Origin of the sequence: Pseudomonas sp. 18173 (assembly GCF_050432945.1) — a bacterium.
Taxonomy (GTDB): Bacteria; Pseudomonadota; Gammaproteobacteria; order Pseudomonadales; family Pseudomonadaceae; genus Aquipseudomonas.
This window is the reverse complement of sequence record NZ_JBKFTN010000010.1, coordinates 1-12,129: the sequence shown is the minus strand read 5'-3', so window position 1 is coordinate 12,129 and position 12,129 is coordinate 1. Positions and strand designations below refer to the sequence as shown.

The following is a 12,129-nucleotide window of genomic DNA, read 5'->3' as shown; positions in this document are numbered from 1 at the left end:
CTACAAGGGTTGTGTTGCTGCAGTCAGGCCTTGGCCGCCATCGCGGTCACTTCTACGCGCATGCCTTCCACCGCCAGCGAGGCAACTCCGACAGCGGCGCGCACCGGCCATGGCTTGGCGAAGTAGCGCTTGTAGACCTCGTTGAACGCGGCGCGGTCGGCCATGTCGGTGAGGTAGATGGTCAGGTGCATCACGCGGTCCATGGAACTGCCGGCACGTTCCAGCGCAACCTTCAGCGCTTGCAGGGTGCATTCGCTTTGCAGGGTGATGTCGCCCAGTTCCAGGCTGCCGTCGGCGCGGGTCGGGATCTGGGTGGAGACCAGCACACCGCCGAAACCGACGACGTCGGAGGAAATCGAATCGGCATCGAGGTCGGGCGTAAAGGTCAGGTCGTGGTTTGCCATGGGAGCTCTCTTGCTTGAAGTGGTGAGGCAGGTGCCTTTTGCGCCGCCAGTTTACAGGGCCACGCCCGGCGCGTCGCTAATCCAGAGCGGGCGGTTGTTCGTGACCGGTGGCCTGGCGGTACTGGCGCGGGGTGAAGCCGGTCAAGGCCTTGAACTGCCGGGTGAACGCGCTGTGGTCGGTATAGCCGCACTGCAGGGCGACCTCGGTGATCGGCAGGTCCGTGTGGAGCAGTCGATGCGCGTGCTCCAGGCGAACCTTCTGGATCATTTGCCGTGGCGTCAAATGGAACACACGCTTGCAGTAGCGCTCAAGCTGCGCCACGGAAATGCCGGCGATGCGCGTCAACTCGCCGAGGGTGACGCGACGGTTGAAATGCGTGCGGATGTGCTCGTCCACCGCCGCCAGGCGCTGGTACGCCGGGTGCGTGTCGCTGGCCGATTGCAGGTCGACCGAGATGCCCGCCAGACCGATGATCTGGTTATGGCGGTTATACAGCGGCCGCTTATGGGTCAGGCACCAGCCCGGCTCGCGGCTGCCGTACAGATGCAACTCCAACTGGTCTTCCAGCACCAGGCCTTGCTCCAGCACACGCCGGTCCTGTTCGGTGTAGCCGGGCCCCAACTGCTCGGGAAACACCTCGGCGCTGGTCTTCCCCAGCAGTGGCTTGAGCTGCTTCAAGCCACAGCGTTGAACCAGCGTGCGATTGGCCATGACATAGCGCGCCTGCACGTCCTTGATAAAGATCGCGGCATTGGGAATCACATCGAGCATGGGCAATAGAAGCGCCACGCCGGCCAGCAGTTGCTCGATGGATTCGGGGCGGTTCGAGTCGTCGCCCTGGCACAACAGCGCAAACGCATCCTGAGTCATCTACCTGTCTCTCCCAATGATCGGCCGTTGCCCATTGTGCTGATTTCGTCATCGACACCCAAGCAAAACATCAATCGCGAGCACGCCGCCAAGTTCACTCTATGGCCACCGCCCTCCTCGGCAAAACCGACGGGGACGACTTGAAGTGCACACCTGCCTATCCAATAACTCACAAGAAGGCGATGCCATGTCAGGCCAAGGCAAGTTCAAAAAACAACTTTCATTGATAGACCTTACGTTTATCGGACTGGGGGCCATCTTCGGCTCCGGCTGGTTGTTCGCAGCCAGTCACGTGTCCGCCATCGCGGGGCCGGCGGGGATATTCTCCTGGCTGCTGGGCGGTTTTGCGGTGCTGCTGCTGGGCATCGTCTACTGTGAACTCGGCGCCGCATTGCCCCGTGCCGGCGGTGTGATTCGCTACCCGGTGTACTCCCACGGCCCGTTGCTCGGCTACCTGATGGGCTTCATCACCCTGATCGCGTTTTCCAGCCTGGTGGCCATCGAGGTGGTTGCCGCGCGCCAATACGCCGCAGCGTGGTTTCCGGCATTGACCCAGGCCGGTTCCAGCAATCCGACGGCGCTCGGCTGGCTGGTTCAATTCGGCCTGCTGTGCCTGTTCTTCATGCTCAACTACTACAGCGTGAAAACGTTCGCCAAGGCCAACAACCTGATCAGCATGTTCAAGTTCATCGTGCCGTTGCTGGTGATCGGCGTGCTGTTCACTTTCTTCAAACCGCAGAACTTCCAGTCCCAGGGCTTCATGCCGTTCGGGCTGTCGGGTGTCGAAATGGCGGTGTCCGCCGGCGGCATCATCTTCGCCTACCTGGGGCTGACGCCGATCATCTCGGTGGCCAGCGAAGTGAAGAATCCGCAGCGCACCATCCCGATTGCCCTGATCCTCTCCGTACTGCTGTCCACCGCCATCTATGTGTTGTTGCAAGTGGCGTTCCTCGGCGGCGTGCCCACCGAAATGCTCGCCAACGGCTGGGCTGGCGTCGCCAAGGAGCTGGCCCTGCCCTACCGCGACATCGCCCTGGCACTGGGTGTGGGTTGGCTGGCTTACCTGGTGGTGGCCGACGCGGTGATCTCCCCCAGCGGTTGCGGCAACATCTACATGAACGCAACCCCGCGGGTGATCTACGGCTGGGCGCAGACCGGTACGTTCTTCAAGGTCTTCACCCGCATTGACGAAAAGTCCGGCATCCCGCGCCCGGCGCTGTGGCTGACCTTTGCCCTGTCGGTGTTCTGGACCCTGCCCTTCCCTTCGTGGGAAGCGCTGATCAACGTGGTCTCCGCCGCACTGGTGCTGAGCTACGCCGTCGCCCCGGTATCGGTGGCCGCCCTGCGCCGCAATGCGCCGGACATGCCGCGCCCGTTCAAGGTCAAGCGCATGGGAGTCCTCGGCCCGGTGTCGTTCATCATCGCCGCGCTGATCGTCTACTGGTCCGGCTGGAGCACCGTGTCCTGGCTGCTTGGCCTGCAGATCCTGATGTTCGTGGTGTACCTGCTGTGCGGTCGCTTTGTGCCGACCCAACACCTGAGCCTGGGCCAACAAGTGCGCTCTTCGGCATGGTTGATCGGCTTCTATGCCGTGACCATCGTGCTGTCCTGGCTCGGCAGCTTCGGCGGCATGGGTGTGCTCACCCATCCGTTCGACACCCTGGTCGTGGCGGCCTGTGCGATGGGCATCTACTACTGGGGCGCGGCCACCGGCGTGCCGGCGCATCTGGTTCGCCTGGAAGAAGAGGACGGTGAAAGCGAAGCCGATCCCGTCTACAGCGGCACGACCACAGGCCAACGCCCTATCGGTGCATCCGTCCAGACCTCTCGCTGAAATTCAGGCCGGCAACGCCTGCGTGTTCCTCAAATGGAAAGGTTTATGAAAAAAGTACATGTCATTGATTCCCACACCGGCGGCGAGCCGACTCGCCTGGTGATGTCGGGCCTGCCCCAGCTGTCCGGCCGGACCATGGCCGAGAAGCGCGATGCCCTGCGCGAGCAGCATGACCCATGGCGTCGCGCCTGCCTGCTGGAGCCCCGTGGCAACGATGTGCTGGTGGGTGCGCTGTACTGCGAACCGGTGTCGCCGGACGCCACTTGCGGCGTGATCTTCTTCAACAACGCCGGCTACCTCGGCATGTGCGGTCACGGCACCATCGGCCTGGTCAACTCGCTGCATCACCTGGGTCACATCCAGCCTGGCGAGCACAAGATCGATACGCCGGTCGGCCCGGTCAGCGCCACGCTGCATGAGGACGGCAACGTCACCCTGCGCAACGTGCCTGCCTACCGCTACCGCCAACAGGTGCCGGTCGAAGTGCCGGGACATGGCCGTGTGTACGGCGACATCGCCTGGGGCGGCAACTGGTTTTTCCTGGTGTCCGATCACGGTCAGGCGTTGCAGATGGACAACGTCGAATTCCTCACCGAGTACACCTGGGCAATGCTCAAGGCCCTCGAGGCCCAGGGCATCCACGGTGAAGACGGCGCACTGATCGACCACATCGAACTGTTTGCCGACGACGATTCGGCCGACAGCCGCAACTTCGTCATGTGCCCCGGCAAGGCCTACGACCGCTCGCCCTGCGGCACCGGCACCAGCGCGAAACTGGCGTGCCTGGCAGCCGACGGCAAACTGGCCGCCGGTGAGCGCTGGGTCCAGGCCAGCATCACCGCCAGCCAATTCGTCGGCCGCTATGAATGGGCAGGTGAACGCATCATCCCTTTCATCACCGGCCGCGCCTACATGACTGCCGACAGCACTTTGCTGATCGACGAACAGGATCCCTTTGCGTGGGGCATTTGAGCCCCACGCCTTTTCCTTCACTAGATCTGAATGAACGCTTCAAGGAGTGACAATAAAATGAGCGACAACATCTTCACCGGCTGCATCCCTGCACTGATGACCCCATGCACCGCCGAGCGCAAGCCGGACTTCGACGCGCTGGTGGCCAAGGGTCGCGAGCTGATCGACATCGGCATGAGCGCCGTGGTGTATTGCGGCTCCATGGGCGACTGGCCGCTGCTGACCGAAGCCGAGCGCCAGGAAGGCGTGGCGCGCCTGGTCGCTGCCGGCGTTCCAACCATCGTCGGCACCGGTGCGGTCAACAGCCGCGAAGCGGTTTCCCATGCCGCACACGCGGCCAAAGTCGGCGCCCATGGCTTGATGGTCATCCCTCGTGTGCTGTCTCGCGGCGCTTCGGCCACCGCGCAAAAAGCCCACTTCGCCGCGATCCTCAAAGCCGCTCCAGGCTTGCCGGCGGTGATCTACAACAGTCCTTACTACGGTTTCGCCACCCGCGCCGACCTGTTCTTCGAACTGCGCCGCGAGTACCCGAACCTGATCGGCTTCAAGGAGTTCGGCGGAGCGGCCGACCTGCGCTACGCCGCCGAGCACATCACCTCCAAGGACGATGATGTGACCCTGATGGTCGGTGTCGACACCCAGGTGGTGCATGGCTTCGTCAACTGCAACGCCACTGGCGCCATCACCGGCATCGGCAACGCGCTGCCACGCGAAGTGTTGCGCCTGGTGGCCTTGAGCAAACAAGCGGCCAAGGGCGATGCCAAGGCACGTCGTCAGGCGCGGGAACTGGAGTCCGCCCTGGCTGTGCTGTCGTCGTTCGATGAGGGCTGCGACCTGGTGCTCTACTACAAGCACCTGATGGTGCTCAACGGCGACAAGGAATACACCCTGCATTTCAACGAGACCGATGCGCTCAGCGATGCCCAGCGTCGTTATGCCGAGAACCAGTACGTGCTGTTCCGCCAGTGGTACGAGCAGTGGTCGGCCGAGCAGGACTTCGCCTGATATTCAGCCTGTGCAGCGGCGTGCCAAAGCGCGCCGCCTTTATTTTCGTCCACGGCAGCAGCGCGTTTTTTCACAAACGCCCACCCTCTTTTTTTCAGGAAACACCATGACTCTGACAGGCAACATGCTGATCGGCCAACAGGCCATCCCCGGCAACCGCGAAGCGATCCGCGGCATTGATCCGGCCAGGAATCTGCCCCTTGAACCGGCCTATCCCGGCGGCGGCAGCGAGCACGTCGAACAGGCCTGCGCCCTGGCCTGGAGTGCGCTGGACAGCTATCGCGCGACCTCCCTGGACACCCGCGCCGAATTCCTCGAAACCATCGCCAGCGAAGTCGAAGCCCTCGGCGATGCGCTGATCGACCGCGCCGTGGCCGAGACCGGCCTGCCACGTCCGCGCATCCTGGGTGAACGCGGCCGCACCTGCCAGCAACTGCGCACCTTTGCCCGCACCGTACGCGCTGGCGAATGGCTGGATGTACGGGTCGACTCCGCACTGCCGGAACGCCAGCCCCTGCCCCGCCCGGACCTGCGCCAGCGCCAGGTGCCGCTCGGCCCGGTGGCCGTGTTCGGCGCCAGCAACTTTCCCCTGGCCTTCTCGGTCGCCGGCGGTGACACCGCCTCGGCGTTGGCCGCCGGTTGCCCGGTGATCGTCAAGGCCCATGGCGCGCACCCCGGCACCAGTGAGTTGGTAGGCCGGGCGCTGGCCCGTGCGGTCAAGCTGTGCGGATTGCATGAAGGCGTGTTTTCGCTGCTGTTCGGCTCCGGCCGCGAAGTGGGCATCGCCCTGGTCACCGACCCGCGCATCAAGGCCGTGGGTTTCACCGGCTCTCGCAGTGGTGGCATCGCCTTGTGCAAGGCGGCCCAGGCCCGTCCCGAACCGATCCCGGTGTACGCGGAAATGAGCTCGATCAATCCGGTATTGCTGTTCCCGGCGGCACTGCAATCGCGAGCCGACGCGCTGGCGCAAGGCTTCGTCGCCTCCCTCACCCAAGGTGCCGGCCAGTTCTGCACCAACCCCGGCCTGGTGATTGCCCGCCAAGGCCCGGCCCTTGAGCGCTTCATCCAGACGGCCGCGCAACTGATCCAGCGCAGCCCGGCGCAGACCATGCTCACCCCGGGCATTTTCAACGCCTACGAGGCCGGTGTCGGTGCGCTGCTCGAGCATGCCCACGCGCAATCGGTGGCCAGCGGCCTTGAGGGCGAAACGCCTAACCATTGCCAGGCCCACCTGTTCGTCACCCAGGCCAACGATTTTCTCGCCGACCCGGCCTTGCAGGCAGAGATGTTCGGCGCCGCGTCGCTGATCGTGCAATGTGCCGACGACGCGCAAGTCCGCCAGGTCATCGAACACCTGGAAGGCCAACTGACCGCCACCCTGCACCTGGACGATGCCGACGTGGAAAGCGCCAGGGCATTGCTGCCGACGCTGGAGCGCAAGGCCGGGCGCCTGTTGGTCAATGGCTGGCCGACCGGGGTCGAGGTGTGCGATGCCATGGTCCATGGCGGCCCGTTCCCGGCGACTTCCGACACGCGCACCACCTCGGTCGGCACCGCCGCCATCCTGCGTTTCCTGCGCCCGGTCTGCTATCAGGATTTCCCCGACGCCCTGTTGCCGGCCGCACTCAAGCACGGCAATCCGTTGCAGTTGCGTCGCCTGCTCGACGGCCAGAGAGAGGCCTAGGCCATGTCCAACGTCTCCCTTTTCAACAACCCGCACGCCACGGCGGACGTTGCCGTGGTCGGCGCCGGAATCATCGGCGTCGCCTGCGCCCTGCGCCTGGCTCGCCAGGGCCGGCGGGTGGTGGTCATCGACCAGCAGGAGCCCGGCCGTGGCGCCTCGTTCGGCAACGCCGGGCACCTGGCCACCGAGCAGGTGTTCCCCATCGCCGACCTGTCCATCCTCAAGCGCCTGCCCGCCATGCTCATGGACCCCATGGGTCCGCTGCGCCTGGACTGGAAATACATGCCCCGGGCCCTGCCCTGGTTCGCACGGCTGTTGCTGAACCTGCGGCCGGCGCCGTTCCAGCGCACCGTGGCCGGCATCCGCGCGCTCAATGAAAGCAGCCTGGGTGCCTGGAATCGTTTGCTGGAGGCCATCGAGCGTCCCGGGCTGCTCAAGGAAGACGGCTCGTTGCTGGTGTTCGAGCGCACCGACTCGCAACAGGCCATCGAAGCGCTGCAGGCGCGCATGCGCCAGCAACAGGTGCCGGTCGATTTCTGGCAGGCCCGGGACGTCCACGATGCTGCGCCGCAACTCAGCGAACAGATCCGCGGCGGCCTGTTCTTCCCGCGCACCGGGCATTTTCTCGACCCCTTCCGGGTGGTGGGCGAACTGGTCCACGCGGCGAAAAGCAGCGGCGTGCAGTTCCTCCGGCAGCGGGTCGAGGGCGGGCAATTGAATGAACACGGCGTGTCGTTGATCACAGATCAAGGCCGCGTCAGCAGTCGGCAAGTGCTGATTGCCTGCGGCGCGCATTCGGCGAAGCTCACCGCCGCGCTGACCGGCAAAAAGGTGCCGCTGGACACCGAGCGCGGCTATCACCTGATGCTGCCCCACGAACACCAGCGCTTGCCGTTTGCCGTCACCTCGCTGGAGCGCAAGTTCATCATGACGCCGATGGCCGATGGATTGCGCCTGGCCGGCACCGTCGAATTCGCCGGTCTCGAATGTCCACCGACGATGGAGCGTGCCTGGCAATTGCACCGATTGAGCAAGGGCCTGTTCAAGCGCGACCTGAGTGCCGAAGCGGCCACACCGTGGATGGGTTTTCGCCCGTCCTTGCCCGACTCCCTGCCGATCATCGATCGGGTGTGCGACGGCAAGGTGCTGCTCGCCTTCGGCCATCAGCACCTGGGGTTGACCCAGGCGGCGGTCACGGCGGAGATGATTGCGCAGATGGCCTCGCCCTTGACCGGTACCCAACCCCACCGCCTGCCGGCGACTGCGGCGTACCGGCTGGATCGTTTTTGAGGCCCCGGTCGAGCCACGCCATCGTCATTGCAAGGGCGAAAACTTCGCCGGCAGGTAGATCGTCGAGCGCATGTCCCGCAGTTGGGGACCTGAGTTTTCCGGCGGCCAGACGCCGTCGGCGACCGCTTGGGTGCGCACCTGCAGACGCTGTTCAAGGCTGGTCCACGGCCAGATGTGCAGGTAGCGCGGCAGCGCGCCGTCCGTGGCACAAAACGCCGCGTACACCGGCGAATACTGTTCGGCGGTCCGCGCTTCGATGGCTTTGCTCCAGCCGTCGAGGGTCGGCTGCAACCCGCTGCTGACCAGGTCGTAAACGCGCAACTCATAGAACGGACCGTGCCGGCCTGCGCTCAAGGGTTCAAGGAAGGGAAACAGCGTGTAGTTTTCGATGCGCAGATCGCTGATGAACGCGTTGACGCCAAAGGCCTCGCCCCCCAACAGGAAACGCTCGCGCTCCGCCTGCCGCTGGCTTTCGTCAGCATAGCCACGCAGCACGGCAATCTGGTTCAACTGGCCGATTTCCGAGGCCCAGCAGCCCATCAACACCCCGCCGACTTCCGGCTTTGCCAACTCAGCCTCGATGCGCGCCAGGGCATCGGCCACGGTGCGCACACGCACGGTGAAAGTGATCAGTTCAAAAAAACGCATAACGACTCCGGCGAACGGCTTTCAAAGCCCACAGCCTATGACAGCCCCCGCCGGCAGGATATTGAGACGAACCCCATGGTTTACGGCATTTGCCGCAGTGTCCTAGGTAGTTTCTTTACGCTGGGCAGCGCTCGATCATTCACGCCACGTGGTCTTCCATCACTTGAAAAAATCACTCGGCGTCTTGCCGAACTGCTTCTTGAACATGGTCGTGAACGCGCTCGGGCTGTCGTACCCCAGCTCGCCGGCGATGTCGATGATCTTCCCGCCGACGGCGATTCGTTCCAGCGCCAGCAGCAGTCGCGCTTGCTGGCGCCATTGGCCGAAAGTCATGCCGGTTTCCTTGCGGAACCGTCGCTGGATGGTTTTTTCGTCAAGGCCCAGCCGGGCGCTCCAGTCCGACACGGTAGCCCCATCCCCGGGATCACGCTGCAACGCGGTACAGATCTGGTTGATACGTGGATCTGTAGGCTGCGGCAGGTTCAATGGCAAGGTCGGCAGAATCGTCAGCTCATCCAGGATCAGCTGCAACACCCGGGCTTGCCGCGGGTCCGGATCGGCGCAAAAGTCGAAATCGACCGAGACCTTGATCAGCTCACTGAGCAACGCGGAAACACTCACCGCCCGGGTTTCGGCGGGCAGATCCGGGCTCGCGTCAGGGTGCACGAAAACGCTGCGCATCTTGATCGCCCCCACACAGCGAATCGAGTGCACCTCTCCACTCGGCATCCAGATGCCACGACTCGGCGGCACCGTCCATTGGCCCGCAGCGGCGTGCACCACCATCACGCCTTCGATGGCGTAGATCAGTTGATGTTTCTCATGGGAGTGCGGCGGGATGAACCAGTTTTCCGGGTAGTCGGTCGCACTGCTGCGAACGCTCCAGCCGCCCTGGTCGATCTCCGCGAGGAATGTCTGCAATGGCTTGATCATGACGCCCTTTTTGCAATAGTCGACGCCCGAGTTGCGCGAGACGGGCGCAATTGATGCCCCTAGGATAACGCCGAACCCCGAAATTGGCTGCGCCTTGCGCTCGCAGTTCGCGTTTTTATCCGGAAACCCGCCCATGTCGACCACTACCCTCAGCTCCCCCTCAGCCACCGTCTCGGTTGCCAAGCAGGCCAGCCCGCTGGTCATGCGTGTCATTGGTGCCTGTGCCCTGGCGCACCTGATCAACGACCTGATCCAGGCCGTGCTGCCGTCGATCTACCCAATGCTCAAGGCCACTTATGGCCTGAGTTTCACCCAGGTCGGCCTGATCACCCTGACCTTCCAGCTCACCGCCTCACTGCTGCAACCGTGGATCGGCTTCTACACCGACCGTCATCCCAAACCGTGGCTGCTGCCGGCCGGCATGGTCTGCACCCTGATCGGCATTCTGATGCTGTCGATGGTCGGCAGCTTCCCGGCCATTCTCGTGGCCTCGGCACTGGTGGGCGTCGGTTCGTCGACCTTTCACCCCGAGACCTCGCGGGTGGCGCGCCTGGCTTCGGGCGGTCGCTACGGCCTGGCGCAGTCGACCTTTCAGGTCGGTGGCAACGCCGGCAGCGCCTTCGGCCCATTGCTGGCGGCGGCGATCATCATTCCCTATGGCCAGGGCAACGTCGCCTGGTTCGGCCTGTTCGCGGTGTTTGCCATTCTCGTGCAGTACGGCCTGAGCCGCTGGTACCGCAATCACCTGAACCTGTTCAAGCTCAAGCAAGGCAGCAAGGCCACCCACGGCCTGTCGAAACGGCGGGTGACGTTCGCCCTGGTGGTGCTGGCGCTGCTGGTGTTCTCCAAGTACTTCTACATGACCAGCTTCACCAGTTACTTCACCTTCTACCTGATCGAGAAGTTCGACCTGTCGGTGGCCAGTTCGCAGCTGTACCTGTTCCTGTTCCTTGGCGCTGTCGCGGCGGGCACCTTCTTTGGCGGCCCGATCGGTGACCGGATCGGCCGCAAGCGAGTGATCTGGTTCTCGATCCTCGGCGCCGCGCCGTTCACCCTCGCCCTGCCCTACGTCGACCTGTTCTGGACGGGCGTGCTGAGCATGATCATCGGCTTCATCCTCGCCTCGGCCTTCTCGGCCATCGTGGTCTTCGCCCAGGAACTGGTGCCCGGCAACGTCGGCATGATCGCCGGGGTGTTCTTCGGCCTGATGTTCGGCTTCGGCGGCATTGGCGCAGCATTGCTGGGGCATCTGGCGGATATCCGGGGCATCGAGTACGTGTACACCCTGTGTTCGTACCTGCCGCTGCTGGGGATCCTGACGATCCTGTTGCCGTCTACCGCAAAACGCCCAACGGGAGCGTGAGTGAACGCTGCACCTGATCATTTTTGCTACCCACCCTGTAGCACTCGGTAACACCCGGCCCTGTTGCGGTGCGTCTTCTCCACGACGCACCGCCAACCGCCGCGCTCCCCACGGGCAATAGCGCCATGGCGTACTTTGTGCATCCACAGGCCATCCTCTTCTGCCTGTAGCCGCCATGCGCCCCAAGGAACTGAAACTCTGGACCACCGGTGTCGCCCACCTGCTCGACCTGCCTGCCGGGCATGCGCGGCTGACGGGGTTGAGCCACTGGATCCGGCAAATCTGCCCGGTCGATCATTTCGTGTTGTTTGTCTACGAAGGCAATCACCGGCCACTGGCGTTGTTCGATACGTTTTCGGCGGACAAGCGCGCGGTGTATGTCGACGACTACCAGTGCGGGCCTTACCTGCTCGATCCGTTCTACCTGGCCTGCACCCGCGGCCAGGCACCGGGACTGTGGCGTCTGCGTCAGTTCGCCCCCGACCACTTCTACCTCGGCGAATACTTCCTGACCTACTACCAGCAAACCGGACTGGCCGAAGAAGTGGCGTTTTTCGTCGACCTCGGCGACGGCGCCACGGCGGTGCTGTCACTGATGCGTTCGACCGCCAGTTGCGCGTTCAGCCGTGACGAAATGCAGCTGGTCGAATGCGCGCAAGCGGTGGTCGAGCAAGTCATCAATGAAGCCTGGCGCTTGCGCCAGGCCCAGCAACCACGCCCGGTGCAAGACTTGGACTTCAAGATCCGCGAAGCCTTCGACCACTTCGGCGCACACATCCTCACCGGGCGCGAGCAGGAAATCGTGCAACTGTTGCTGCGCGGCCACTCCAGCGCCTCGGTGGCCGAACAACTGAACATCAGCCCCGGCACAGTGAAGATTCACCGCAAGAACATCTACGCCAAGCTGGGCATTGGCAGCCAGTCGGAGTTGCTGGGGTTGTTCATTCGCGAGTTGACGGAGGATCCGTTGCAAGCGCCTGGCCTCAGGCTGCAAGCCTGAGGCCTGTCAGTCAACAGAAACCCCCTGTGGGAGCGGGCTTGCTCGCGAAAGCGGTTTTTTAGCCGACACTTGTGTTGCCTGACACACCGCCTTCGCGAGCAAGCTGAACTGGTCAAGTAATCCCA

General features: G+C 63.7%; 11 protein-coding genes. 7 read left to right on the top strand and 4 right to left on the bottom strand.

What is annotated here, in order from left to right; genetic code table 11:
* Positions 1–23 precede the first annotated feature (23 nt).
* Both ACLD1X_RS13150 and ACLD1X_RS13145 read right to left on the bottom strand, forming a co-directional pair.
* Positions 24–404 carry a RidA family protein gene (locus tag ACLD1X_RS13150; protein WP_007980523.1) on the bottom strand — a complete coding sequence of 127 codons (381 nt, stop codon included), beginning with the start codon at positions 402–404 and terminating at the stop codon, positions 24–26.
* 76 nt (positions 405–480) lie between these two features.
* Positions 481–1,275 carry a helix-turn-helix domain-containing protein gene (locus ACLD1X_RS13145; RefSeq protein ID WP_429368206.1) on the bottom strand — a complete coding sequence of 265 codons (795 nt, stop codon included), beginning with the start codon at positions 1,273–1,275 and terminating at the stop codon, positions 481–483.
* Positions 1,276–1,462: 187 nt separating this feature from the next.
* Here ACLD1X_RS13145 and ACLD1X_RS13140 point away from each other — a divergent pair, with 187 nt between their 5' ends.
* The 5 genes from ACLD1X_RS13140 to ACLD1X_RS13120 all read left to right on the top strand — a co-directional run bounded on the left by ACLD1X_RS13140 (position 1,463) and on the right by ACLD1X_RS13120 (position 8,060).
* Positions 1,463–3,109 (top strand): APC family permease, encoded by a 1,647-nt coding sequence (locus ACLD1X_RS13140; protein ID WP_429368204.1) that lies wholly within the window; start codon positions 1,463–1,465, stop codon positions 3,107–3,109.
* A gap of 45 nt (positions 3,110–3,154) precedes the next feature.
* Positions 3,155–4,081, top strand: coding sequence for a 4-hydroxyproline epimerase (locus ACLD1X_RS13135; protein ID WP_429368202.1), 927 nt, complete (start codon positions 3,155–3,157; stop codon positions 4,079–4,081).
* Positions 4,082–4,138: 57 nt separating this feature from the next.
* On the top strand, positions 4,139–5,086 hold the full coding sequence (locus ACLD1X_RS13130) for a dihydrodipicolinate synthase family protein (protein ID WP_429368200.1): 948 nt from the start codon (positions 4,139–4,141) through the stop codon (positions 5,084–5,086).
* A 106-nt stretch (positions 5,087–5,192) separates the two neighbouring features.
* Positions 5,193–6,770: an aldehyde dehydrogenase (NADP(+)) gene (locus tag ACLD1X_RS13125; protein WP_429368198.1), complete on the top strand. Its 1,578-nt coding sequence runs from the start codon at positions 5,193–5,195 to the stop codon at positions 6,768–6,770.
* Between the two features lie 3 nt (positions 6,771–6,773).
* Positions 6,774–8,060: an FAD-dependent oxidoreductase gene (locus tag ACLD1X_RS13120; RefSeq protein ID WP_429368196.1), complete on the top strand. Its 1,287-nt coding sequence runs from the start codon at positions 6,774–6,776 to the stop codon at positions 8,058–8,060.
* Between the two features lie 24 nt (positions 8,061–8,084).
* On the opposite strand, the gene ACLD1X_RS13115 is transcribed toward ACLD1X_RS13120, so the two are convergent.
* Complete coding sequence (locus tag ACLD1X_RS13115; protein ID WP_429368194.1) at positions 8,085–8,708, bottom strand: NIPSNAP family protein; 624 nt, start codon at positions 8,706–8,708, stop codon at positions 8,085–8,087.
* A gap of 159 nt (positions 8,709–8,867) precedes the next feature.
* Complete coding sequence (locus ACLD1X_RS13110) at positions 8,868–9,641, bottom strand: AraC family transcriptional regulator (RefSeq protein WP_429368192.1); 774 nt, start codon at positions 9,639–9,641, stop codon at positions 8,868–8,870.
* 133 nt (positions 9,642–9,774) lie between these two features.
* Between ACLD1X_RS13110 and ACLD1X_RS13105 the strand changes: the two genes are divergently transcribed.
* Together ACLD1X_RS13105 and ACLD1X_RS13100 are read left to right on the top strand one after the other, a co-directional pair.
* The gene (locus ACLD1X_RS13105) at positions 9,775–11,004 is read left to right on the top strand and encodes an MFS transporter (RefSeq protein WP_429368190.1); all 1,230 of its coding nucleotides are present in this window, start codon (positions 9,775–9,777) and stop codon (positions 11,002–11,004) included.
* A 175-nt stretch (positions 11,005–11,179) separates the two neighbouring features.
* On the top strand, positions 11,180–12,004 hold the full coding sequence (locus ACLD1X_RS13100) for a response regulator transcription factor (RefSeq protein ID WP_429368188.1): 825 nt from the start codon (positions 11,180–11,182) through the stop codon (positions 12,002–12,004).
* The last annotated feature ends 125 nt before the right edge of the window (positions 12,005–12,129 follow it).

What these genes read in the sequence shown, in the direction of transcription:
- ACLD1X_RS13120 (WP_429368196.1), top strand. Translation starts at nt 6,774, where the DNA reads ATGTCCAACGTCTCCCTTTTCAACAACCCGCACGCCACGGCGGACGTT.
- ACLD1X_RS13100 (WP_429368188.1), top strand. Translation starts at nt 11,180, where the DNA reads ATGCGCCCCAAGGAACTGAAACTCTGGACCACCGGTGTCGCCCACCTG.
- ACLD1X_RS13110 (WP_429368192.1), bottom strand. Translation starts at nt 9,641, where the DNA reads ATGATCAAGCCATTGCAGACATTCCTCGCGGAGATCGACCAGGGCGGC.
- ACLD1X_RS13135 (WP_429368202.1), top strand. Translation starts at nt 3,155, where the DNA reads ATGAAAAAAGTACATGTCATTGATTCCCACACCGGCGGCGAGCCGACT.
- ACLD1X_RS13140 (WP_429368204.1), top strand. Translation starts at nt 1,463, where the DNA reads ATGTCAGGCCAAGGCAAGTTCAAAAAACAACTTTCATTGATAGACCTT.
- ACLD1X_RS13145 (WP_429368206.1), bottom strand. Translation starts at nt 1,275, where the DNA reads ATGACTCAGGATGCGTTTGCGCTGTTGTGCCAGGGCGACGACTCGAAC.
- ACLD1X_RS13150 (WP_007980523.1), bottom strand. Translation starts at nt 404, where the DNA reads ATGGCAAACCACGACCTGACCTTTACGCCCGACCTCGATGCCGATTCG.
- ACLD1X_RS13130 (WP_429368200.1), top strand. Translation starts at nt 4,139, where the DNA reads ATGAGCGACAACATCTTCACCGGCTGCATCCCTGCACTGATGACCCCA.
- ACLD1X_RS13105 (WP_429368190.1), top strand. Translation starts at nt 9,775, where the DNA reads ATGTCGACCACTACCCTCAGCTCCCCCTCAGCCACCGTCTCGGTTGCC.
- ACLD1X_RS13125 (WP_429368198.1), top strand. Translation starts at nt 5,193, where the DNA reads ATGACTCTGACAGGCAACATGCTGATCGGCCAACAGGCCATCCCCGGC.
- ACLD1X_RS13115 (WP_429368194.1), bottom strand. Translation starts at nt 8,708, where the DNA reads ATGCGTTTTTTTGAACTGATCACTTTCACCGTGCGTGTGCGCACCGTG.